The 24060-nt window shown below is 64.1% G+C and carries 21 protein-coding genes; 14 read left to right on the plus strand and 7 right to left on the minus strand.

From position 1 onward, the window contains the following. Positions 1-28 precede the first annotated feature (28 nt). The 7 genes from uppS to K0B96_RS09580 all read left to right on the plus strand — a co-directional run bounded on the left by uppS (position 29) and on the right by K0B96_RS09580 (position 8905). Positions 29-805: an undecaprenyl pyrophosphate synthase gene (uppS, locus tag K0B96_RS09550; RefSeq protein ID WP_220160677.1), complete on the plus strand. Its 777-nt coding sequence runs from the start codon at positions 29-31 to the stop codon at positions 803-805. Between the two features lie 18 nt (positions 806-823). Next, on the plus strand, positions 824-1654 hold the full coding sequence (locus K0B96_RS09555; RefSeq protein ID WP_220160678.1) for a phosphatidate cytidylyltransferase: 831 nt from the start codon (positions 824-826) through the stop codon (positions 1652-1654). 54 nt (positions 1655-1708) lie between these two features. After that, on the plus strand, positions 1709-2905 hold the full coding sequence (gene dxr / locus K0B96_RS09560; protein ID WP_220160679.1) for a 1-deoxy-D-xylulose-5-phosphate reductoisomerase: 1197 nt from the start codon (positions 1709-1711) through the stop codon (positions 2903-2905). A gap of 5 nt (positions 2906-2910) precedes the next feature. After that, complete coding sequence (gene rseP, locus K0B96_RS09565; protein ID WP_220160680.1) at positions 2911-4329, plus strand: RIP metalloprotease RseP; 1419 nt, start codon at positions 2911-2913, stop codon at positions 4327-4329. A 31-nt stretch (positions 4330-4360) separates the two neighbouring features. Continuing rightward, a complete protein-coding gene (gene ispG, locus K0B96_RS09570) occupies positions 4361-6376 on the plus strand; it encodes a (E)-4-hydroxy-3-methylbut-2-enyl-diphosphate synthase (RefSeq protein ID WP_220160681.1) in 2016 nt (671 codons plus the stop codon). A gap of 477 nt (positions 6377-6853) precedes the next feature. Continuing rightward, positions 6854-8242, plus strand: coding sequence for a chromosomal replication initiator protein DnaA (dnaA, locus tag K0B96_RS09575; protein WP_220160682.1), 1389 nt, complete (start codon positions 6854-6856; stop codon positions 8240-8242). A gap of 81 nt (positions 8243-8323) precedes the next feature. Continuing rightward, positions 8324-8905, plus strand: coding sequence for a hypothetical protein (locus K0B96_RS09580; protein WP_220160683.1), 582 nt, complete (start codon positions 8324-8326; stop codon positions 8903-8905). 158 nt (positions 8906-9063) lie between these two features. Here K0B96_RS09580 and K0B96_RS09585 read toward each other — a convergent pair whose 3' ends face one another. From K0B96_RS09585 to K0B96_RS09595, 3 genes are all read right to left on the minus strand, one after another. Beyond that, on the minus strand, positions 9064-9249 hold the full coding sequence (locus K0B96_RS09585; protein ID WP_220160684.1) for a hypothetical protein: 186 nt from the start codon (positions 9247-9249) through the stop codon (positions 9064-9066). A 116-nt stretch (positions 9250-9365) separates the two neighbouring features. Continuing rightward, positions 9366-10400, minus strand: a complete 1035-nt coding sequence (gene tsaD, locus K0B96_RS09590; RefSeq protein ID WP_220160685.1) for a tRNA (adenosine(37)-N6)-threonylcarbamoyltransferase complex transferase subunit TsaD — start codon at positions 10398-10400, stop codon at positions 9366-9368. After that, the gene (locus tag K0B96_RS09595) at positions 10397-11716 is read right to left on the minus strand and encodes a S41 family peptidase (RefSeq protein ID WP_255558605.1); all 1320 of its coding nucleotides are present in this window, start codon (positions 11714-11716) and stop codon (positions 10397-10399) included. Before K0B96_RS09595 ends, tsaD begins: the two co-directional genes overlap by 4 nt. Positions 11717-11821: 105 nt before the next feature. Here K0B96_RS09595 and K0B96_RS09600 point away from each other — a divergent pair, with 105 nt between their 5' ends. From K0B96_RS09600 to K0B96_RS09620, 5 genes are all read left to right on the plus strand, one after another. Then, complete coding sequence (locus tag K0B96_RS09600; protein WP_220160686.1) at positions 11822-12817, plus strand: SAM-dependent methyltransferase; 996 nt, start codon at positions 11822-11824, stop codon at positions 12815-12817. Positions 12818-12886: 69 nt separating this feature from the next. Then, complete coding sequence (locus tag K0B96_RS09605) at positions 12887-13660, plus strand: sugar phosphate isomerase/epimerase family protein (protein WP_220160687.1); 774 nt, start codon at positions 12887-12889, stop codon at positions 13658-13660. 96 nt (positions 13661-13756) lie between these two features. Next, on the plus strand, positions 13757-14692 hold the full coding sequence (locus K0B96_RS09610) for an ABC transporter substrate-binding protein (protein WP_220160688.1): 936 nt from the start codon (positions 13757-13759) through the stop codon (positions 14690-14692). Further along, complete coding sequence (locus K0B96_RS09615; RefSeq protein WP_220160689.1) at positions 14689-16197, plus strand: sugar ABC transporter ATP-binding protein; 1509 nt, start codon at positions 14689-14691, stop codon at positions 16195-16197. The genes K0B96_RS09610 and K0B96_RS09615 overlap by 4 nt, the downstream gene beginning before the upstream one ends. Further along, positions 16181-17176 carry an ABC transporter permease gene (locus tag K0B96_RS09620; protein WP_220160690.1) on the plus strand — a complete coding sequence of 332 codons (996 nt, stop codon included), beginning with the start codon at positions 16181-16183 and terminating at the stop codon, positions 17174-17176. Before K0B96_RS09615 ends, K0B96_RS09620 begins: the two co-directional genes overlap by 17 nt. A gap of 34 nt (positions 17177-17210) precedes the next feature. Here K0B96_RS09620 and K0B96_RS09625 read toward each other — a convergent pair whose 3' ends face one another. The 4 genes from K0B96_RS09625 to lpxK form a co-directional block, all read right to left on the minus strand. After that, entirely contained in the window at positions 17211-18158 is a 948-nt protein-coding gene (locus K0B96_RS09625) for an RluA family pseudouridine synthase (protein WP_220160691.1), read from the minus strand. A 6-nt stretch (positions 18159-18164) separates the two neighbouring features. After that, positions 18165-19166 carry an adenosine deaminase family protein gene (locus K0B96_RS09630; RefSeq protein ID WP_220160692.1) on the minus strand — a complete coding sequence of 334 codons (1002 nt, stop codon included), beginning with the start codon at positions 19164-19166 and terminating at the stop codon, positions 18165-18167. Further along, positions 19163-20284 (minus strand): aminopeptidase, encoded by a 1122-nt coding sequence (locus K0B96_RS09635; protein WP_220160693.1) that lies wholly within the window; start codon positions 20282-20284, stop codon positions 19163-19165. Before K0B96_RS09635 ends, K0B96_RS09630 begins: the two co-directional genes overlap by 4 nt. Before the next feature lie 161 nt (positions 20285-20445). Then, complete coding sequence (gene lpxK / locus K0B96_RS09640) at positions 20446-21642, minus strand: tetraacyldisaccharide 4'-kinase (RefSeq protein ID WP_220160694.1); 1197 nt, start codon at positions 21640-21642, stop codon at positions 20446-20448. Positions 21643-21712: 70 nt separating this feature from the next. On the opposite strand from lpxK, the gene K0B96_RS09645 reads away from it, so the two are divergent. Continuing rightward, the gene (locus K0B96_RS09645; RefSeq protein WP_220160695.1) at positions 21713-22804 is read left to right on the plus strand and encodes a pyridoxal-phosphate-dependent aminotransferase family protein; all 1092 of its coding nucleotides are present in this window, start codon (positions 21713-21715) and stop codon (positions 22802-22804) included. A gap of 20 nt (positions 22805-22824) precedes the next feature. Beyond that, positions 22825-24000, plus strand: a complete 1176-nt coding sequence (locus K0B96_RS09650) for a tetratricopeptide repeat protein (RefSeq protein WP_220160696.1) — start codon at positions 22825-22827, stop codon at positions 23998-24000. Positions 24001-24060: the final 60 nt, after the last annotated feature.

A 24060-nucleotide genomic window follows, 5' to 3' on the forward strand; every position in this document is an offset into this window, starting at 1 on the left:
GTGCCACGCCCTAACTGACCGCTCGCGCATGCCTCCTGACCGTCCTGACTCCGCCCGGCCCTCCCCGCCCGACGCCGGCCGCATCCCGCAGCACATCGCTATCATCATGGATGGCAACGGTCGCTGGGCCAAACAGCGCGGCCTCCCCCGCATCGAAGGCCATCGCCGCGGCGTCGAGACCGTGCGCACCATCACCTTCGCCGCCCGCGATCTCGGCGTGCGCATGCTGACCCTCTACGCATTCTCCGCCGAAAACTGGCGCCGCCCGCAGGACGAGGTCGGCGCGTTGATGATGCTGCTCGAATTCTATCTGAAACGCGAACTCGCCAACTTCATCGCGAACCGCGTGCGCCTGCGCACCATCGGCCGCACCGAAGAACTGCCTCCGGGCGTGCGCACCGTCCTCGCTCACGCGGTGGAGCAAACCAAACACTTCTCGGACTATACGCTGGTGCTGGCTCTCAACTACGGCTCCCGTTCCGAAGTGATGGATGCCGCGCGCGCCTACGCCGCCGCCATCGCCGCCGGCCGCGAGAAACTCAACGACGACTCATGGTCGACCTTCAGTCGCTACCTTTACTCCGCGGATCTGCCGGATCCCGATCTCGTGATCCGCACCTCCGGCGAGACGCGCCTGAGCAATTTCCTTCTCCTGCAAGCCGCGTATTCGGAGCTCATTTTCACCCCCGTGCTCTGGCCCGACTTCAGCAAGACCGACCTCGCTGCCGCCGTCGATGAGTATGGCCGCCGCGAACGCCGCTACGGCCGCACGAGCGAGCAGCTCTCTCCCGCCGCTTCGAAATAAACGCCACCCTCCCCGCTCATGGCCAAACGCATCGTCAGCACCGTCCTTCTCTGGCTGTTCGTTTTCGGCGTGCTCTGGTGGTTTCGCACCGGCGGCGCCCTGCTCCTGATCGCGCTCCTGTCCGTCCTCACGCTGCGTGAGTTTTATCAGTTGCTCGCCGGCGCGGGCCAAAAACCCTTCGTCAAACTCGGCCTGGTCTTCGGCCTGCTCATCACGCTCGCGCCATGGCTGGAGTTGCGCTTCGCCCTGCCCTTCGAACACACGCTCGCCGCCGCCGTCATCGTCTTCGCGATTCGCATCCTCGGCGAACGCGACGCCACCCAGCGCGTCGAAGCGCTCGGCGCGACCCTCTTCGGCCTCGTTTACGTGGCGTTGATGTTCCAATACCTCGTCCGCATCGTCCTGCCGTTGCCCGGCGACACCGTGGGCGCCACCGGCCGCTTGCTCCTCTTTCTCTGGCTCGTCGCCGTCGCAAAGTTCTGCGATGTGGGCGCGCTCCTCAGCGGCATGGCGTTCGGCCGGCACAAAATGTCGCCCGGGATCAGCCCCAAGAAAACCTGGGAAGGCGCGATCGGCGGCGTCATCATCGCGATGGGCGTCGGCGCCTTTGTCGCCTGGCTCGCCCGCGACTACTTCCCGCCGCGCATGACCCCGCTTCACGCCGCCCTTTTCGCCGCCCCCCTTGCCGTTGTCGGCATTGTCTCGGATCTCGTGGAATCCGTCATCAAACGCCGCGCGGCCATCAAGGACTCCGGTTCTGTCATCCCCGGCATCGGCGGGATGTTCGACGTCAGCGACAGTCTTATCCTCACGGCGCCGCTCGGTTACCTGCTTTTCGGACTGCGCTAAAATCGTTCTCGTTCTCTCTGCCGTTCTTCGTTCTCTGGACGTTCACCCGGAACGATGGGCTCCACTTCACCTTCTCCCCCGCGCAAAAAGCGCCTCGTCCTCCTCGGCGCCACTGGCTCCATCGGCACGAACACGCTCCGCGTCCTCCGCGCCCATCCCGACAAGCTCGAACTCGTCGGCATCGCCGGTCATAGCAACTGGGCCAAACTCGCCGCCATCGCCACGGAGTTTCGTGTGCCCCACGTCGGCATCTTTGACGACGCCAGCTTCAACACCGCCCGCGCCGAGATTTCCGCGTTTCCCGCCGGCACCGCCCTCCATCACGGTCTCGACGGCCTGAACGCCCTCGCGACCCTGCCTGACGCCGATGTCGTCCTCGTCGCCGTCGTCGGCACCACCGGCTTGGCGCCCGCGCTTGCCGCCTTGGCCGCCGGCAAGGATCTCGCCCTCGCCTCCAAGGAAATTCTCGTCCTCGCCGGCAAGTTCGTCATGGCCGCCGCCCGCGAACACGGCGCCGCGCTCCTCCCCGTCGACAGCGAACACAACGCCGTTTTTCAATGCCTCGCCGGCCATCCGGGATCCGCCGTGCGCCGCATTGTGCTCACCGCTTCCGGCGGCGCATTTCGCGATTGGCCCGCGGATCAACTCGCCCGTGCCACTCCTGCCGACGCCTTGCGCCATCCCAACTGGTCGATGGGCCCCAAGATCACCGTCGATTCCGCCACCCTCGCCAACAAGGGCCTGGAGCTCATGGAGGCCAAGTGGCTCTTCAACCTGCAACCCGCGCAATGTCAGGCCGTCCTGCATGCGCAAAGCATCGTCCATTGCCTCGTCGAGTTTTTCGACGGCACCATGCTCGCCCAGCTTTCGCCGCCTTCGATGACGTTTCCCATCCAGCATGCCCTGCTGCACCCGGAGCGTCGCGCCGGCGTCGAACCGCCCCTCGATCTCGCCCGCCTGTTTTCCCTGGATTTCCGTCCGGTGGATGAATCCCGTTTCCCCCTTTTGCGGATCGCCCGCGAGGCGATGGAAGCCGGTGGCGTTGCTCCCGCCGTTTATAATGCGGCCAATGAAATCGCAGTCGCCGCGTTCCTCCAAGGTCGCATTCCCTTCCTTGCGATTCCCCCGGTCGTTGAGCAATCTCTGGGGTTAATCTCACCCGCCGACCCGGTTGACCTCGCCAGTGTGCTCGCCGTCGACGCCGACGCGCGCCGCATCGCCGCCGAGCAACTGCGCCGGTATTCCCTCTGAACATCGTGTCCTCCGACCTCTTCACCTCCCTTTTGTCCAACGTCTGGTCCATCTTCCTCGTCATCGTATTTTTCGGCGGGTCGATCTTCGTGCACGAGCTCGGGCATTTCCTGCTCGCCCGGCTCCGCGGAGTGAAAGTAGCCCGGTTCTCCATCGGGTTCGGTCCCAAGATCTTTTCCTGGCTGGGCCGCGATGGCGTGGAATATCGCCTCTCCTGGCTCCCTTTGGGCGGCTATGTTTCCCTGCCGCAATTGGCGGATCTGCGCGCGATCGAGGGCGAGTCGCCCGCCGCGGAGACCCTGCCTCCCGTGGGCTACCTCAGCAAGATGCTGGTCTTTGTCGCCGGAGCGACCTTCAACGTCATCTTCGCGTTCCTGCTCGCTTGCATCATTTGGGGCATCGGCCAGCCCACCAGCAGCGAGACGGCCAGCACCCGCATTGGCTACGTCGCCGCTCAGCTCGACCTGCCCGACAAGACGAAAGTCGTGAGCCCGGCCGCCGCCGCCGGCCTCCAGATCGGTGACGTGATCCGCCGCATCGATGGTAAACGCATCAACGACTGGTCCGACGTGGAGGAAACCATCGTCACCGGCACCGGCCGCACAGCGGAGGACCGCCCGAAAGTTGTTTTCACCATCGAACGCAATGGCGTGACCCAGGACGTCACGCTCTACCCCCGCCTCGCCGGCGATGAAAGCTTCCGTCGCGTCGGCATTTCGCCCGGTTACGAACTCCTCGTGCATCAAGTCGCGCCCGGCAGCCTGGGCGAACAGGCCGGGTTCAAGCCCGGCGACGAAATCATCTCCCTGGATCATCGCACCATTCTGAACATCGCGACCTATCAGGATACGCTCACGAAGGCCGCCGGGCAGACGATCGAAGCGCGCGTTAAACGCGACGGACATCCCGTCACGTTGAGCGTGCCCCCGGTCACGCTCGCGAAAGACCAGCCGCTGCTCGGCCTCACGCTTACCACCGGCTTCGCGCTCGCGCACCCTTCGCCCATCGCTCAAATCTGGGATCAGGCGCGCATGGCCTTCCGCAGCGTCTGGAGCTTGATCAACCCGCACTCCGACATCGGACTTTCCAAAGTCGCCGGCCCCGTCGGCATCGTGCGGATTTTTCACAGCGCAGCCGAGGCCGGCATTCGCTCTGTCCTGATGTTTACGATCCTCGTGAACGTGAACCTCGCGATCTTCAACCTCCTGCCCATTCCCGTGCTCGACGGCGGACAAATGCTGTTTGCCACGATCGCGCGCATTCGCGGTCGTGCGCTCCCGGTCAACTTCATCATGGGCGCGCAAAGCGCGTTTATCGTCCTGCTCTTCTCCATGATCCTTTACGTGAGCTTTTTCGACGTTCGCCGCATCGTGCGCGATGCCCGCACGGATCACGTTGAAGCGGCCGCCTCCTCCGCGCCGTAAACCTCTCGCCGCTTCTCGCGGTCCGACTCCCATGGCGTATTGCGTTTCTCGATTCCAAACCGTCCGTCGACCGACCCATGAAGTGATGGTCGGGACCGTCGGTGTGGGCGGCACTCATCCCATTCGCATCCAGTCGATGACCACGAGCGACACGCAGGATGTCGCCGCGACGGTCCGCCAGTCGATCGCGCTCGCGGAGGTCGGCTGCGAGATAGTGCGCATCACCGCACCCAATATCCAGGCCGCCCGCTGCCTGCGCGACATCCGGCGGGAGTTTTCCGCCGCCGGCTTCAGCGCCGTGCCCCTCGTGGCGGATATCCATTTTCTCCCGCAGGCGGCGATGGAGGCAGTGGAGCACGTGGAAAAAATTCGCGTCAATCCCGGCAATTATGCGGACAAGAAAAAATTCGCGGTGCGCGAATATTCCGACGCCGACTACGATCACGAACTCCAACGCCTGCACGATGCGTTTTCGCCCCTCGTCCTGCGGTGCCAAGCGCTCGGACGCGCCATCCGCATCGGCACGAATCATGGCTCGCTGAGTGATCGCATCATGAACCGTTACGGCGACACGCCGCTCGGCATGGTCGAGAGCGCGCTGGAGTTTCTCCGCATCGCCGAGTCGCACTCCTTCCGCCAGATCATACTCTCGATGAAAGCCTCGAATCCGAAAGTGATGATTCAGGCGTATCGCTTGCTCGTCGAACGCATGCAGCAGGAAAACATGCATTACCCGCTGCACCTCGGCGTCACCGAAGCGGGCGACGGCGAAGACGGCCGGATCAAGAGCGCCATCGGCATCGGCTCGCTGCTCCTCGACGGCTTGGGCGACACCATCCGCGTCTCCTTGACCGAAGATTCGGTTTACGAAGTGCCCGTGGCCCAAGCCATCGCGCGCAAGGCCATGAGCCTCTGGCAACCATCGCCCTCCGCGCCCGTCGCTGCGCACGACTCCATCGATCCTTACCATTTTACGCGCCGCGAGACTCGTTTGTTGCACCTGGGCGAGCGCGTCACCATCGGCCCCGAGCAACCGCCCGCTGTCGTCGTTCGCGCTCCCTCCGTCGCCACGCTTGACGCCACTCGCGTCCAACTTGCCGCCGCCCGCCTGCAAGACACGCCGGCCGAAGGCCTCCTCGTGCCCGTCGCGTCGGCGGCAGAACTTGCCGCGCTCAAACCCGCCGCGGACACCTTTCTCATTCTCGAACTCGCGGCGGCCATCACCGTGGAGGATTTGACTGCCGCCGCGTCTCACCTGCCCGCCGGCACAGTGCTGCTGCGTGTTTTCTCCGCCCTCGAGAGCGCGCGACTCACGGCCTTCGCCCGCTATTCGCGCGAGCACCAATTCGTTCTCGCCGCCGAGATCACCCCGGACGATTTCGACGCCGTCAGCGAGACCTTGCGCGAGTTGGGCGATCGCGGATTTCTCTTCACGTTGCCGGCCACGCCGGCCGGTTCGGCCCACGCTCTGGGAGCTTACCGCCGCGTGGCTGAAAACCTGCGCCGCATCGGCTCCCGCGCGCCCCTCTGGATTCGCAACACCGTCGGCAGCGCCGTGCAGCCGGAACCGGCGTTTCTTTCCCGCCTCTTGGAAGCGAGCATTCTCACCGGTGGGCTGCTCTGCGATGGCCTTGGCGATCTCCTCAGCATCGAGACCGAAGCCGACCCGGCGCGCGCGACGAAACTCGCCTACAACGTCCTTCAAGGCGCCGGCGCTCGCATCTCAAAAACCGAATTCGTGGCGTGTCCCAGTTGCGGCCGCACGCTCTTCGATCTGCAAACGACGACCCAGCGAATCCGCGCCCAAACCGGCCACCTCAAAGGCGTGAAAATCGCCATCATGGGGTGCATCGTGAACGGCCCGGGTGAAATGGCCGACGCCGATTTCGGCTACGTCGGCGGCGCACCCGGCAAAATCAATCTCTACGTCGGCAAAAACTGCGTCCAATACAACATCCCTCAGGACCAAGCCGACGCGCGGCTCATCGCGCTGATCAAAGAGCACGGCAAGTGGCAGGACGCGCCCGTTGTATCAGCTTTTCCCTGATAGGGGCGCCGCGGCACTCGGGCCCGCTTGTTTCCGCGCCCGCCGAAACGGCTTCCAGAGCCACGTTCCCGCCGCCGTAATGTCGGGGAAATTACCGATACCGCCTTCGGGGATCTCTCGGCCGGGGAGCCGGCGGCTTGGCAATCCGAAAATTAAAAAACTTATCCGCAGGATCGGTGTGAACAACTTGTTGGAAAGTTCGCCTTGAAAGCCTTTTTTGAATCGCAGTAATCCCCACCTTCTTCTGTTGTTCTCGCACTCGCCCGTTCTTTCTCCGGTCCTCCTTCGACTCTCTCTGGCTCAGCGGCATCTGCACTCTAGTTACGTGCCTTGAATCACTTACGTAACTCCTCTCCTCGCGCTCCCCTCCGCGATGGTCGAGCTCCCATTTTTTTGCCGTTAGCGTGAGCCTGCTCGAAAGATGATTGGTGGAAGGTCTCGCGGCCGAGCTGTGAATAAAACCGCCCTCCCGCCGCCATGTCCTCTCTTTCTCTGTCCCCGAGCCTGTGGGAAACCGTCAAATGCGACTTCAAAGAACTCTTCCCCGAGGAAGTGTTTCAGATGTGGTTCGCGCCCATGTCCTGCCTCGAGGCGAGCGAAGACACCCTCATTCTGGGCGTTCCCAACGATTTTGCGGCGATTTGGATCCACGACAACTACCTCGACCTCATCACGCAGCGCCTGCGGCTCACCGCCGGCCGGATGGTCAACGTCTCCCTTCGCAAAATCGCCTCCGCGGAGCACCCCGTCTCTCCCGCCGCTGGCGCCGTCGCCCCTGAAGGGACCTCTCGGATCAAACCGGCCGCTCCGCGCCGCGTCCGGTCCGACGAGCGCGGCCCGGCGAGCGGTAAGCTCAACGCGCGCAACACGTTCGAGACTTACGTCGTTGGATCCAACAACCAGATGGCTCACGCGGCGGCTCTCGCCGTGGCCCAAGCCCCCGCCCAAGCGTATAACCCCCTCTTCCTCTACGGCGACACCGGCCTCGGCAAGACGCACCTGATGCACGCCATCGGCCATGCCATCGTGCGGAGCAACCCCGCCGCCCGCGTCGCTTACCTGTCCACCGAAGGCTTCACCAACGACTTTATCCAAGCGTTGCAGGAAAACGGCCTCACCAAGTTCCGGCAGCGTTACCGCCATGCCGATGTGCTCCTCCTCGACGACGTGCAATTCCTCGCCGGCAAAGAGCGCATCCAGGAAGAATTCTTCCATACCTTTAACGACTTGTTCGAATCCGGTAAGCAGATCGTCCTCTCGAGCGACCGCCGGGCGAGCGAGATTCAGAAACTCGAAGCCCGCCTCGTATCCCGCTTCGAATGGGGTCTCCCGGCCGACATCCAGGCTCCCGATTACGAGACGCGCCTCGCCATTCTGCGCAGCAAAGCCGCCGTGCTGAAATTCGAACCGCCGCCGCAGATTCTTCCGTTCATTGCGCAACACATTTCCAAAAACATCCGCCGCCTCGAGGGCGCGTTGATCAAGGTCGCCAGCTACGCCTCGCTCACCGGCAAAGTGCTCGACCTGCCCACCACGGAAACGCTCCTGCAGGACATCCTCATGGAGCAGGCGCAGAATATTCTCACCATCGAGACGATTCAAAAACGCGTGGCCGATCACTACCAGATCCGCCACAGCGACATGACGAGCAAGCGCCGCCCCAACAACATCGCCATCCCCCGCCAGATCGCGATGTATCTCGCCCGCACGCTCACCAAGCATTCCCTGCAGGAAATCGGCGATGCCTTCGGCGGCCGCGATCACGGCACCGTGATTCACGCCTGCAAGGCCGTCGATAACATGATGGACCAGGATTCATCCACGCGCGGCAGCATCGACTTCCTGCGCGCCCAGCTTTCCCGCTGAGTATTTGGCCGCGCGGCCTCATTCCTGCGCTCCGGGCCTTTTCATCCGCCCGTTTATCCGTATGTTCGTGGCTCTCATCCTATGACTCTTTCGCCTGAGCAACAAACCGCCGTCGCTTCCTGGGTCTCCGCCGGAGACAACCTCTCCGCGATCCAAAAGAAACTCACGGAGCAGTTTAATCTCTCGCTCACCTACATGGACGTCCGGTTCTTGGTCGACGACCTCAACCTCGCGTTGAAAGACCCGGCGCCCAAAGCCGATGCGAACGATGTCGGCAAAGCCTCGCCCGCCCACGCGGCCCCGTCCGCTGCCCCCGAGAAAAAAGGCTTCCTCGACAAGGCCAAAGAAAAGCTCGGGTTGGGCAAAGAACCCGCGCCCACGGAAAGCGACGACGGATTCGCCGACGACGAACTACCGCCCGAAGACCTGGCTGATTCAGCCTCGAGCGTCACTGTGTCGGTCGATAAAATTTCTTTGATCCCCGGCGCGCTGGCGAGCGGCTCCGTCAAATTCAGCGATGGCGTCACGGGCAAATGGATCATTGATAACCAAGGGCGGCCCGGGTTTACCGAAGTCAGCCAGCCCGGCTACCGCCCCAACCCCACGGACGCCCAAGCGTTCATGGCGGAACTCGGCCGCGCGTTGCAGCAACGCGGTTACTGATCCTTCCGCCCGCGCGCCAAAGGAGGCGCAGGCGGCATTCGCCAACCCGCGGCTTCGTCCACTCCTGGCGCGGGCCGGGACCTTGGCCTCAGCGTATCGAGGGCGACACTTCGCGGCCGCCGATGCCGATGACCGCTCGGGCTTTTCGCTCCACGCGTTTACGCGGACAGCTCGACGAGCACCGCGCGCTCCGCTTGAAACCAATAGTCCCGCTCGCGCTCTTCCGGGTGGGCGCGCGCCAAGGCATCGGCCAGGCGGGCAATCCGCAGCTCCAAGGACGACAGTTCATCGATCTCAATGTCCGGGATTTCTGCGCGGTTGGGGAACGGCGACGGGGAACTCATGGCCGAATAAGAAACGCCTGCACAAAAACGGTTCCGTGCGCCCGTCCACCTCGCCCCAAAATTCACGCTGCGGCCCTTCGCCGTCCGCCCCTGCCTTTACCGTCAGCCGAGACGACTTATCCTGCGGTCAACTCCGCACCGGGCGAAATCGACAGATCCCAACCCGCACTCCGATCCGCTCCCTCGTCGAGCCATGCGGCGAACGCGATCATTCCGGCGTTGTCACCCGTGTGCTTCGGTTGCGCCGCGAAAAACTCCAACCGCCGCCCGCGGGCCAACGCCTCCGCCGCCGTGCGCAACGTGCGATTGTTGGCCACGCCGCCCGACAACCCCACGCTCGCGTATTCGTTTAGTTCCAGCGCGCCCCGCGTTTTCCGCAACAGCGCATCGATGACCGCCTGCTGGTAGCTCGCGCACAAGTCCGCCCGACGCGCCAACACCTCCTCCGCCGCCATCTTTTCAATCGTGTAACGCAAACTCGTCTTCACGCCCGAAAAACTGAAATCCAATTCGTCGCGCCGCCCGATCCCGCGCGGAAAATCGAACGCCGCTTTTTCCCCGCCGCCGGCCAGTTGTTCGATCAACGGCCCGCCCGGATAGCCCAGCCCAAGCAGCTTCGCCCCCTTGTCCAGCGCCTCGCCCGCCGCATCATCGCGCGTCGAGGAGATGACCCGAATCTGGCGGTCCCGGCCGATCGAAAAGAGCAGCGTGTTCCCCCCCGACACCAGCAGGCCGAGATGCGGCAACCACTCTGCCAATCTGTCCTCAAAGGTCGCCGGGGCCTCAGCATGCGCGGCGATGAAAGGCGACCAAGCGTGCGCCCGCAGGTGATTCACGCCGATCAGCGGCACCCGCAACGCCAGCGCAAGGGCCTTCGCGGCCGCGACGCCAATCGCCAGGCAGGCCGCGAGCCCCGGCCCATTCGTCACCGCGACCTGTTTCACCTGGGCAAACTCCGGCGTCGCCTTCGCACGCTCGATCAACGGCGCGAAGTGGCGCAAGTGTTCGCGCGTCGCCAAGTCCGGCACCACGCCGCCGTGCCGCTCGTGCAACGCGATCTGCGTGTGCACCCACTCCCCCGCCAAACCCCGCGTGGCATCGAACAATGCCACTGCGGTCTCGTCGCAGGAACTCTCCAACGCGAGGATCATTGGCCCGCCACCGCTGGCGCGGACTCCTCGGCGGCGCGCTCGTCCAGCAACCGCGCCGCGCGCAACACCTCGCGCGCCACTTCCAACGGCCGGTCCTCGATCGGCGCAAAACCGAAACGTTCCTGAAACGTTTTCGGATCCGTCACATCGCTCCGCAGTTGCTGCAATCGCAGTTTGCGATCGTCCGCCGCGCTCATCACCACCTCCACCTGCGGCGTGATCCCTTTTTCGTGAATACTCACCCCGCTCGGTGTGTAATATTTCGCCGTCGTCAGCCGCAAACCCTCGCCGTTTTTCAATTTGAATACGCTTTGCACCGAACCTTTGCCGAACGAGCGCTCGCCCACGATCACCGCCTTGCCCGTGTCCTTCAGCGCTCCCGTCACGATCTCCGCCGCGCTCGCCGTGCCTTCGTTGATCAAGACCACCGTCGGAATCCGCAGCGGCTCGCCCCGCACTGACGCCCGAAACTCCTCCCGATCCGACGCCTGCCTGCCTTTCGTGTAAACGATGAGTTCATTGTTACTGAAAAAGGGCTCCGCCACGTCCACCGCCGCATCCAGCAGGCCGCCGGGATTGTTGCGCAAATCGATGATCAGGCTGTCAGCGCCCAACGCCAGCAACTTGTCCAGCGCCGCGTCGAAGTCGTCTGCCGTTCGCTCGGAAAACTCCGTCAACTGCAGATAACCCGCTCCACCGGGCAGCAGGTGCACGTCGCGCACGCTCGCCACTTTGATGACTTCGCGGGTCAGCGTCAGGTCGATCTGCGCGCGCGTCGACGGCCGAAACAGGCTCAACTTCACCTTCGTGTTCTTCTTCCCGCGCAATCGCTGCACCATCGTTTCCATCGTATCGTCGCGGGACAGCAGTTTGCCATCGACCCCGAGAATTTCATCGCCCCGCGTGATCCCTGCCCGGTCACCAGGCGTGCCGGCGATTGGCGCGACCACCACAAACCGGTCCTTCACTTTTTCGACCTGCACGCCGATCCCGCTGAAATCACCCGTCAACTCCTCCTCCAGTTCCTGATAGTCGCTCGACTCGAGAAACTCCGAGTGCGGGTCCAACGATTCCACCATTCCGTGAATCGCCGAATGCGCCAACGCGTCATAGCTCGCCGCCTTTCCATCCACGTAGTTCTCGTTCACGAGCGCCAGCACTTCGCGCACATAACCCGCCGACCGGTCCAGCTCGCGATTCGGCCAGAAGCTCCACGCCGCCGCCACCCGCGCAATCGTCACCGTGGCGGCAATGCCGAGCAGAACTCCCGTCACCAACGTGAGGACGCGTTTGAACATCCCGTGCACTGTGGCCATCACCCGCGCTTTGTAAATGCTCGCGCTCCGCGACCTCGCTCATCGTGCCGCCCCGCCCGTTGAAACGCATCGACCCGCTGGCGAAACGCGTTCTGCATCGCGGCCATGTCGCGCCCGGCCGCCGCTCCGCCTTCGCCTGCTTTTCTCTCCCGTTTTCGCGCGCAAGCAGACGCGTCGGCCGCGATGAGCTTCGCGGCGTTCATGGATCTCGCGCTTTACGATTCCGTCGTCGGCTACTACCGCGCCCCGCGGCCTCGGGTCGGCAAAGCGCCTGGCACCGATTTTTTCACGGCCACCACGAGCGGTCCGCTCTTCGGGGAGCTCCTCGTCGCCGCTTGCCGCACGCTCCTCGCCGGCGAAAACCTCGCGGCTTACACCTTCGTGGAAATCGGCGCCGAGCCCGGCAGTTCGGTGCTCGCCGGGGTTTCCCATCCGTTTGGCGCGACTCGCGAATTTCGCCTCGGTCAAACGCTCGCGCTCGCCAGCCCTTGCGTGGTTTTTTCCAACGAGCTTTTCGATGCGCAACCCTGCCGGCGCTTCGTCGCTCGCAGTGGGTCGTGGCGGGAGATTTTTGTGCAATTGTGCGCCGACGACACCTTCGTCGAGATCGAATCGCCTCTTCCTGGCCTGGAAACGTGGCTGCCGCAGCCGCCCGCTACGGAAGGTTATCACCTCGATGCGCCCCGGGCCGCCGCCGAACTCGCCGCCGCGGTCGCCGCGCAACCGTGGAGCGGCTTGTTTCTCGCCTGCGACTACGGCAAATCCTGGCCGGAGCTCGCTGAGTTCACTCCCGGCGGCACCTGTCGCGCCTATTTTCGCCACACGCAGTCCAATGACTTGCTCGCGCAGCCCGGCGAACAAGACCTGACCTGCCACGTCTGCTGGGATTGGATCACGGCCGCACTCGCCCTGCATGGTTTCTCCTCCGCCACGTTGGAATCCCAAGAAGCGTTTTTCGTGCACCACGCCGGCGACTACCTCGGCCGACTCGTCGCTCAGGAAACCAATCCCGCCAGTCCTCGCAAACGCTCGCTCCTGCAACTGCTTCACCCGGCGCATCTCGGCCAAAAATTCCAAGTCCTGCACGCGCGACGCCCATGATCGGCTTCACTCCTTCGCCGAGAAACAACTTGGCCGCCCTCAGCCGGCTCGCGTAAATTTCCTTCGCCCATGAAACCCCAGCAATTGGCCGCCCAGCTTTACACCGTCCGCGATTTCTGCCGCACCGCCGCAGATTTCGCCGCCACCATCCGCAAGCTCAGAAAAATCGGCTATCCCGCTGTCCAATTGAGCGGTGTCGGCCCGATTCCCCTGCTCGAAATTAAAACCATTCTCGCGGGCGAAGGCATGATTTGCTGCGCCACGCACGAGGACTCCGCGCAACTCCTCGCCCACCCCGCCCAGTTTGTCGAAAAGCTTCAGACGCTCGAGTGCCGTCACACGGCGTATCCGTTTCCGGCCGGGGTCGATTTTGGTTCACCCGCCGCCGTCGAAAATCTTGTCCGCCAACTCGAATCCGCCGGCCGCACCCTCTCCGCCGCGGGCCTGACGCTCGGTTATCACAACCACGCCATCGAGTTCGTGCCGTTTCGCGGTGGCACCGTGCTGGACTTTATTTACGACACCACCGACGCCCGGCACTTGGTCGCTGAACCCGACACGTTCTGGATCCACTACGGCGGCGGCGACGTCGTCGCGTGGTTCGAACGCCTCGCCGATCGCATGCCCTGCGTCCACTTGAAAGACTACGGATTCACTCTGCAAAACACGCATCAGTTCTGCGAAGTCGGCCGTGGCAACCTCGATTGGCGTCGCATTCTGGCCGCCGCGGAGCGTTCCGGCTGCGAATGGTTCATCGTCGAGCAAGACACTTGCCCGGGCGACCCCTTTGAATCCTTGAAGATCAGTTACGATTACCTCCGTGCGAATTTTGCCCACGACTGAACCCTCTTCCTTCGCCCCTCTCTTGCGCGCGCCTTGATTGCCGTTGAACGTGGCGCGCGCTCATCGCCCCCACCGGACTCGTCGTCCGAACTCCCCATGAAAAAACTGCTCCTCCTTTCGCTGGCGCTCGCCGTGCCCGTGCTCCGCGCCGCCGACTATCGCATCGCGGTCATCCCCAAAGGCACCACGCACAGCTACTGGAAATCCGTCGAAGCGGGCGCCAACGACGCGGCAAAAGAACTTCACGTCGACATCGTCTGGCAAGGCCCGCTCCGCGAAGACGACCGCGCGCAACAAATCTCGCTCGTGCAACAATTCGTCGCTTCGAAGATCTCCGCCATCGTGCTCGCACCGCTCGACGAGGTCGCACTCCGCGGTCCCGTGCTGGCCGCCCACGAGCGCCACATCCCCGTCGTCATCATTGACTCCGCGTTGAAGGGCGAACCCGGCCGCGACTACGCCAGTTTCGTCGCCACCGACAACCGCCACGGCGGCCAGCTCGCCGGCGAAGAGCTCGTCCGCCTCCTTGGCGGCCACGGCAAAGTCGTCCTCCTGCGGTGCATGGAAGGCTCCGCCAGCACCGGCGATCGCGAGGAAGGGTTTCTCGCCGTCATGCGCGCCCACCCGCAAATCCAGATGCTCGTGGAAAATCGCTACGGCGGCGCCACCACCGGTTCCGCGCAGGATGCCGCGATGAATCTCATGGATAAAATCCGCGAGGCCGACGGCATTTTCTGCCCCAACGAATCCACCACGCACGGCATGCTGCTCGCGTTGCGGCAAACCGGATTGCTCGGCAAAAAAACCTTCGTCGGTTTCGATGCCGCGCCTCAACTGCTCCAGGCGCTCGCTAAAGGCGACATCGCCGCACTCGTCGCCCAAAACCCGCGGCGCATGGGCTACATCGGCGTCGTCAACGCGGTCAAAGCGCTGCGCGGCGAACCCGTCGAGGCGCACGTCGACACCGGCTGCGCGCTCGTCACGCGCGAGAATCGCGACACCCCGGAAATCAAGAAATTGCTCGGCTTGTGAACACCGCCGCCGCCGCTCCGATCCCGCGGCTGCATCTTGCCGGCGTCCGCAAACGCTTCGGCGCCACGCATGCGCTCGCCGGCGTCACGCTCTCCCTCGCCGCCGGCGAAGTGCATGCACTCGTCGGTGAAAACGGCGCCGGCAAAAGCACGTTGATGAAGATCCTCGCCGGCGTGCATGCGCCCGACGCGGGCGAAATGCGCCTCGACGGCGTGCCATTCCGCCCCGCCGATCCTCTCGCCGGCCGCCGCGCCGGCATCGTGATGGTGCATCAGGAACTCGCCATCGCTCCGCATCTTTCCGCCGCGGAAAACATCGTGCTCGGCGCCGAGCCCGGCCACGCGCTTTTCGTGCCCCCCGGCCGGGTGCGTCAAGTCGCGCGCGAGGCCTTGCAACAACTCGGTCGCACCGATCTCCCGCTCGACGTTCCCGCCGGCTCTCTCAGCGTCGCCGATCAGCAGATGCTCGAAATCGCCCGCGCGCTCGCCCTCGGCTGCCGCGTGCTGGTCCTCGACGAACCCACCAGCAGCCTCACGCGCGAAGACGCCGCGCGCTTGTTCTCGCTCGTGCGGCGCCTGCGTGAGCAGGGCCGCTCGGTCATCTACATTTCACACTTTCTCGAGGAAGTGCAGGTCATCAGCGATCGTTACACGGTCCTGCGTGACGGCGCCACCGTCGGCACCGGCCGCACTGCCGACACCACCGCCGCCGCTCTCGTGCGCCTCATGGTCGGGCGGGATGTCAACGAACTCTACGTCCGTTCGCCACGCACTGCGGGCGATGCCGCACTCGCAATCACCGGACTGTCTGGTCGCCATTATCCGCGCGGCGCCAGTTTAAGCGTTCGCCGCGGTGAAGTGCTCGGGCTCGCCGGGCTCGTCGGCGCCGGCCGCACGGAATTGCTGCGCGCCATCTTCGGCCTCGACTCCGTTCGCGCCGGCAACATCCGCGTCGCCCAATGGTCCGGCGGCGCGCTCACGCCGCCGCAAGCCTGGGCGCATGGAATGGGCCTCGTGAGCGAAGACCGCAAAAGCGAGGGCCTCGCGCTCACGTTGAGCATCGCCGAAAACACCACACTCGCGAGCCTGCCGCGCTTCGTCCGCCCAGCCGTTCAACTCGCCGCCGCCCGCCGCTGGATCGAGCGGCTCGCCATCCGCTGCCACGATGGCGCCCAGCCGGTCGGCGAACTCTCCGGTGGCAATCAGCAGAAAGTCGCCCTTGCGCGGTTGCTGCATCACGACGTTGACGTGCTGCTGCTGGATGAACCGACGCGCGGCATCGACGTCGGCGCGAAGGAAACAATCTACCGCCTCATCGACGAACTCGCTTCGTCGGGCAAGGCCGTCCTCCTCGTGAGCAGTTATCTGCCGGAACTCCTCGGCATCTGCGATCGCATCGCCGTGATGTGCCGGGGAGCGCTCGGTCCCGCGCTGCCACGCGAGGCTTGGACGGAACACGCCATCATGCTCGCAGCCACCCTCGGCACTCATGAATCCGCCGCCTGAAACGTCCGCCGCCCCCGCGCTCCCTCCACCGACCCCGCGCCGCCGGCCGTTGACCGCGTTTGGTCCCGTGATCGGGCTGGTGATCGCGTGCGCCCTCTTCGCTTCGCTGCGTTTCGACACCTTCGTCACGTGGGATAATTTCGCGATCATGCTCCAGCAAACGGCCGTGATCGGCGCGGCGGCGCTGGGCATGGCAGTGATCATCATTTCCGGCGGCATCGATCTGTCGGTCGGTTCGGTTGTGGCGCTCAACACCGTCGTCATCGCGCTCGCGCTGCAGCACGGCTGGTCACCGCTCTCTGCGGCTCTCGCGGGCGTCGCCGGCGCCGCGTGCTGCGGCCTGTTGTCGGGCGTGCTCATCACGCGCCTGCGACTCACGCCGTTCATCGTTACGCTGGGCTTGATGGGCGCATTGCGCGGCGCCGCCAAGGGACTCGCCGATCAGCAGCCGATTTATCCTGACGAAACCTGGCTCAACGGCCTGATGCGGCTCGGCGGCCCCGGCTCGCTGCCCGCCGGCGTCTGGCTCACGCTCGGACTCGCCGTGATCATGGCGTTCGTCCTGCGTTACACCCGTTTTGGCCGGCACGTTTTCGCCCTCGGCTCCAACGAACAGGCCGCGCGCTTGTGCGGCGTCCCGATCGATCGCCGCAAAATTCTCGTTTACACGCTCGGCGGCGTCTTCGCCGGCGTCGCGGCGGTGCTGCAATTCAGTTATCTCACCGGCGGCGATCCCACGACCTCCGTCGGCCTCGAGCTCAACGTCATCGCCGCTGTGGTGATCGGTGGCGCGAGCCTGTTCGGCGGCCAAGGCGGCATCGCCGGCAGTCTCGTCGGCGCGCTCATCATGAGCGTGGTCGCGAACGGTTGCACGAAACTCGGCCTGCCCAACTGGGTGCAGGAAATCGTCACCGGCGTGATCATCGTCGCCGCCGTGCTCATCGACAAACTCCGCACGCGCGACCGCACCAACGCCTGAGGTTTTCCGCCCCTCTGTTTTGTAACCTCGCAGGTTACTTTTTGCGCGCCACACCATCGGCCATCTTTCGCAAAGCCGCGATCAGCGCTTGGAAATCTCCCGGCCAGGGCGCGATCACCTCGAGTGGCTTGCCACTCGCCGGATGCGTGAACGCCAGACGCTCCGCGTGCAGCATCACCCGCGGCGGCACCGGCGCGCCTGATGCTTGTTTCCACCCGTAAACCGTGTCGCCCAGCAGCGGATGTCCGGCCGACTTGAGGTGCACGCGAATCTGATGCGTGCGTCCCGAATGAATCCGGCAGCGCACGAGCGCCGCCGCTTTGCCAAATGCTTCGAGCCGTGTCCAGTCCGTCCGCGCCGGGCGTCCGCTTTCGCTCACCGTCATCCGATGGCGTTGCACGGGATGCCGGCTGATTGCGCCCGTGAGGCTGCCGCTCAGCAACGCCGGCACGCCGCTGATCAACGCCACGTATTCCTTTTCGAGCGAGCGCGCGGCGAACTGCTCCGCCAACGCGCGGTGGGCCGCATCGTTTTTCGCCACCACCAGCACACCCGTCGTATCCTTGTCGATGCGATGCACGATGCCCGGCCGCTCCACCCCGCCGACTCCACTCAATTCCCCGCGACAGTGCGCCAGCAACGCATGCACGAGCGTATCATCGCCCGTACCCGCGCCCGGATGCACGACCATGCCGGCCGCTTTGTTCAGCACAATGAGGTGCTCGTCTTCGAACAACACCTCCAACGGAATTTCCACCGCCTTGAGCTCCGACGGCGCGACCTCGGGTAATGAAAACGCCATCACATCGCCGCCGCGCACATCGTCGCTCTTCCCCATCGCACGGCCGTCTTTCGTCACGAGCCCGGCCTCAAACGCGCGTTGCAGCGCCACGCGACTGTGCTCCGGAAATCCCGCCGCCAGCGCTTTGTCGGCCCGCATGCGCCGCGTGCCTTCGGGCACGACGTAGGTTTGCATCGCCATGGCGCGTCAGTCCGCCGCCTTCGCCAGTCCGTCGATCTCCGCGAGCATCGCCACCCGCGTCGCCGCGGGCACATCGGCCACCGCCCAACCGTTGCGCGCCACCTGGGCCAGCTCGGCGCGGGTGAAGGTGAGCTCGCGCGCAAGAGTCTCGTATTCGTCGACCACCGTGTTGGCGAAACACAGCGGATCATCCGTGCTCACCGTGCACCGCACGCCCGCCTGCATGAATCTCCGGATCGGATGCGCCGCGATCGACGGCACCACTCGCAACCCGACGTTGCTGATCGGGCACATATCAAACGTCACCCCGCGGTCCGCGCATAACTGCACCACCTCCGCGTCGTCGATCGCGCGCACGCCGTGCTGGATGCGCGTCACGCCGAGTTGCTCCACCGCTTCGCGCACGCGGTCCGCCCCGCCGAATTCCCCCGCGTGACACTTCGTCACTTTTCCGGCCGCGCGCAACCGCGGCCAAACCCGCGCCGTCCACGCCTCCGTCGGCATCTGCTCAAAGCCGTGCAGGTCGACGCCCGTCAGGTCATCCCAGTTTTCCAGATCGTCGATCGTCGCTTGCAGCGGCCCCGCATACGCGTCGCGCGGCATCCCCGTGAACACCCGCACGTCCAGTCCCGCCGGCACCGCGGCCCGAATCGCCCGGATGATCTCCGGCCCCGGCACGCCGATGAACTGCGTGACGGGCAGATGAAAACTTGTCTCCACGTAACGCACGTTTTGCGCCACGTGCTGCGCAAACATCACCCGCGCCGCCTCGTAATACCGCTCCGCCGTCGTAAACCACGGCAACGCGTTTTCGAGCAGGATGCGCTCGAAGTCGGGAAACGTTTCGTAGCGATAACTCCGCGCGCGAAACGCCGGCGCCGGCGGAAACCGTTCCGGCTGCCAGGCGGTCAGCAACTCATACGGCAGCGCGCCTTCGACGTGGAGATGCGTCTCCGTCTTCGGCAGCGCCCGAATGAAACCCCGCGTCGCCTCGTCGAGGCCGCTCATTCCTGGCCGAGCAGATAAGCCGGATTCAATTTGTGCAAAGACTTCGGCACAAACATGCCGTCCTTCCGGATCAGTTTGCCGTCGAACCAAATTTCGCCGCCGCCGTATTCCGGCCGCTGGATGCACACCATGTCCCAATGCACCTGCGACTTGTTGCCGTTGCCGCAATCCTCGTAGGCCTGACCGGGCGTGAAGTGAAACGAGCCCGCGATCTTCTCGTCGAACAAGATGTCGCGCATCGGCTCAAGAATGTGCGGATTGAATCCGATCGCGAACTCGCCGATGTAACGCGCGCCGGCATCGCTATCGAGAATGCTGTTAAGGCGTTTCGTGTTGTTGCTCGTCGCTTCGACGATGCGGCCTCGCTTGAAAACGAGACGGATGTGATCGAACGAGCTGCCGAGGTAAACCGTCGGCGCATTGTATTGGATCACGCCTTCCACGCTTTCCTTCACCGGGCAGGAAAACACCTCGCCGTCGGGGATGTTGCGCAGACCGCCGCATTCCTGCGCTCCAATGCCCTTGATCGAAAACGTCAGGTCCGTGCCCGGTCCCTTGATCTGCACGCGATCGGTCTTCCGCATGAGATCGGCCAGTGCTTTCATGCCCGGCTTCATCCGCGCGTAATCGAGCGTGCACACCCGGAAATAAAAATCCTCAAAGGCTTCCGTGCTCATGCCCGCCTGCTGCGCCATCGACGCCGTCGGCCAGCGCAACACCACCCACTTCGTTTTGCCGACGCGGTGATCGAGCACCGGTTTCATGAGCCGGCTGATGAGCTGAACTCTTTCCGGCGGCACATCCGACGCCTCGAAAATATTCTCCGAGCCGCGCAGCGCGATGTAGGCGTCCATTTTCTGCATGCGCGCGAGTTCGACTTCGGCGTGGGGCGCGTATTGTGCCTCCTCGGCGCCGAGCGTCAGCTCCCGCGTGACCCGCGCGCGGTGGATTTGCACCGTCGGATGAGCGCCGCGCGCGCGGGCCGCACGGATCAACGCGATCACCATCGCGTCCGGCACATCGAACGCGTCGATCAGCACGCGCTCTCCCTTTTTCAAGCCCGTCGAAAAACGAGTCAGGCCTTCCGCCAACGTGTTAAACCGAGGGTCGATAATCATGCGGTATGCTAACCGCATCGGCCGCCTCCCCGGCAAGGGGGAAAGCGCCCTCCGCGCGCCTGCGTGCTCGCGCATCGCCGGGCCTTGAGCGGGCCTCGTCGGGCGTCAGCACCGGCGCGCGGGCCCCACGTCGGTTCGCGACCCGGTCGGCCAAATCCCGGTCAACTCCGCGGCTTCGTCGTCGGAAAACAAATCCGCCCCACCGCCTCATCGAAATCCGCCGCACCGCGGATGATGTCGATTTCCAGGCGCAGATAATACAGCGGCAGCGTCGCCTTCGGACCGAGTTCCAGCGGCAACCGCACGGCATCTTTCTCCGTCGTCACCACACACTCGGCACCTGCCGCCACCGCCGCCGCAAACACGGCCGTCAAATCCTCATCCGCATAACGGTAGTGATCGAGAAACCGCTCCCGCCACATCAGCTTCGCGCCGAGATCGCGCAAAAACTTCTCAAAACTCTCGGGTGTCGCGATTCCGCTGAACGCCCCCACGCGCCGATCTTTCAGCCAGCTCAGCGGTTGACGCTCCTCCGATCCGAGGCGCTGCAGATACTGCGGCCGGTGGGCGCACTCGATGATGTCGGCGTCGGGATTGTGCTCGTGAATGAGCGCTTCGAGTTCGTTGTCCCTTTCTCCATTCGACTTGGTGAGAAAGATGTAGCTCGCCCGCTTTAGATGCTTCACCGGTTCGCGCAGAATTCCCCGCGGCAGCAGGTGGCCGTTGCCGAATGGATTGGTCTTGTCGACAAGCAGCAGATTGAGCCGACCCTTGAGCGGCAAATATTGAAAGCCGTCGTCGAGAATCAGGGTGTCGCAGCCGAATTTCTTGATCGCGTAGGCGCCCGACTTCACCCGGTTTTTGTCCACGAGCACGATCACGCCGGGCAGATTGCGCGCCAGCATGAACGGCTCGTCGCCCGCCTGTTCCGAATCCAGCAACACGCGCTTGCCGTCGCTCACGATCCGCGGCGGCGGCTCCGCGCCATCGGTAAACGCCCGCCACCAGCGGCGCCAGACCGGCGGCTGTTTGCTTTTATAACCGCGGCTCAAAATCGCCACCTGCCGCCCGCGATCGCGTAACGCCCGCGCAAACTTCTCCACCACCGGTGTCTTGCCCGTCCCGCCCACCGTGAGATTGCCCACCACCACGACCAGGCACCCCAGCGGCTGGTCGTGCAGGATGCGGTTGCGATAAAGCCAGAAGCGCAGCTGCGCGATGCCGCTGAACAAATACGACAACACCTGCAAAAACGCCCCGTAAACCACCGCCCCTGCATCCGCCCGGCGCCCCAAAATGACGTCGACCGTATAGAGCTCGAGCGCATTGAGGCGTTTTTTTAGCCAGGTTTGTGACATGCAGATTTCTCGATGAACGTTGACGCTGATTTTGCCCTGTCGCTACGTAAACGAGAATTTTCTTCGCACCATGAGCTACAAACTTTTCATCCCCGGTCCCATCGCGGTTTCCGACAAGACCCTTCGCGCCATGGCGCAGCCGATGATCGGCCATCGCAGCAGCGATTTCGTCGCCCTCTACCAAAGCATCCAGCCCGCCCTGCAGGCGCTGTGCTACACGCAGGATCCCGTTTACCTGTCCACGAGCAGTGCGTGGGGCTCGATGGAAGGCGCCGTGCGCAACGTCACCCGCAAGAAGGTGCTCAACTGCATGAACGGCGCGTTTTCCGACAAGTGGAACGACGTCTCGCTGCGGTGCGGCAAACCCGCCGGCGCGCTTAAGTTCGAGTGGGGCCAGCCCGTCGATCCCGAGGCCGTCCGTCGCGAGCTCGCCACCGGCGCTTACGATGCGATCACGATCATCCACAACGAAACGTCCTGCGGCTGCATGAGCGACCTCGGCGCGCTGATGGCCGTGGTGCGCGAATTTCCGGACGTCATCTCGATCGTCGACACCGTCAGCTCGTTCAGTGCGCTGCCGATCAAGAAGGACGAACTCGGCATCGACATTCTGATCACCGGCTCGCAGAAGGCGCTCGCGCTGCCGCCCGGCCTTTCATTGATCGCCACCTCGCAACGCGCCCGCGATCGCGCCGCCCAAGTCGAAGGCCGCGGCTATTATTTCGACCTGCTCGAGTTTCACAAAAACCACGAAAACGGCATGACGCCGAGCACCCCCGTCATCCCGCTCATCTACGCGCTCAAATCGAAACTCGAGGACATCAACGCCGAGGGTCTGGAAAAACGTTACGCCCGCCACGCGCGCCTCAACCAAACCGTACGCGACCATCTCTTCGCGCACGGCTTCAAACTCTTTCCGCGCGAAGGCTTCGGCTCCGTCACCCTCAACTGTTTCGCCAACACGCTCAACGTCGACCTCGTCGCGTTGAACAAAACGTTGAAATCGAAGCACGGCCTCGTGATCGACGGCGGCTACGGCAAGCTGAAAGGCAAGACCTTCCGCATCTCGAACATGGGCGACGAAACCGACGAGACCATCGCCGCGATGCTCAAGGCCTTCGACGCCGCCCTCGCAGAAACGCCGCGACAAAGCGTCGGATAATTCCCAACCTCCGGGGCGCCATGACCCGCGCCCCCTTACTGGCCCTCACGGCCATCCTGCTTCTGCCCGGCTGCGAGACCACCAACGGCCCGCGCCCTGTCTCGTCTGCGCCAACATCCGGTCGCCATTCCGCGCTCGCTGTGCTGACGCCGGCCGACGCGCACGAGCGCGAGCTGCTCGCGCCCGGTGGAAACGCTGACGCCCTGGCCAAGTGGGCGGTCGAGCTCGGCAAACGTGCGGATCGCAGCGACCTTCCTGACGAGGCCAAGGCGCTTCGCCTGCGCGCCCGCCGCTTCGCCCTCGCCGCCCAAGAACGCGGCTCCCGGAATCTGATGATCGATGTGATTCTCTCGTCCATCGCGGATGACGGTTCACCGGTGGCCGTCACCTATTCCAACCAGACCGAAGCCAACCAACTGGTCTCGGACGGCGAAAAGAAATTCGCCCGCGGTGATTTGGACGGCGCGCTCGCCTGCTATCAACGCGCCCTCGCGGTCGATCCGCATTGCCATCGAGCCGCCCTGTTCGCGGGCGATGTCTTTTTCTCGCGCGGCGAAAATACCGCCGCCGTGCAATGGTTCGACCGCGCCATCGCCATCGACCCCGACGTCGAAACTGCGCACCGTTATCGCGGCGACGCCTTGTTGCGCCTTGGCCAATACACCGCGGCACGCGATAGCTACATCGCAGCTTTGGTCGCCGCGCCGTATAGCAAGATTACGCGTGCCATGTTGCTCCATTGGGCAGCCGCGGCGGCGTCCCGTGTGCAATTCCCTGACGTTTCGTTTCCCCGCGGCTCACTCGCCATCGCCGACGGCAAGATGGGGGTGAACTGCGACCCTCGTGACGGCGCACTGTCTCTCGCCTACGTCATCGCTCGAGCCGCTTACGTCACGGAAAGCAAGATCCCCCTCGCCTCCTACCGTCATTCGTTGGCTGAGGAGGCCGACGGCTTGCGGAAATTCGTTCTCATTGCAGACGAGTTGAAGGAAAAGAACCCGCGCGATCCCAACATCCTCGCCCACAGTGCGGTGATCGAATTCCTCGCGCAAATGGACCGCGATGGCCTGCTGGAAGCACATATTTTGTTGGATCGCGCGGATGCCGGAATCGCCGCCGATTACGCGGACTATCGGGCGCAACACCGGGATCAACTCTCCCGCTACGTGCGCACGGTCTGGCTCGGCGCGAAATAGGCCGCCGCGCCGGCGCTTTTCCCCCGCTTTCCGGTGCCGCCCCAAAAACTAAACCTTGAA

Origin of the sequence: Horticoccus luteus (assembly GCF_019464535.1) — a bacterium.
GTDB lineage: Bacteria > Verrucomicrobiota > Verrucomicrobiia > Opitutales > Opitutaceae > Horticoccus > Horticoccus luteus.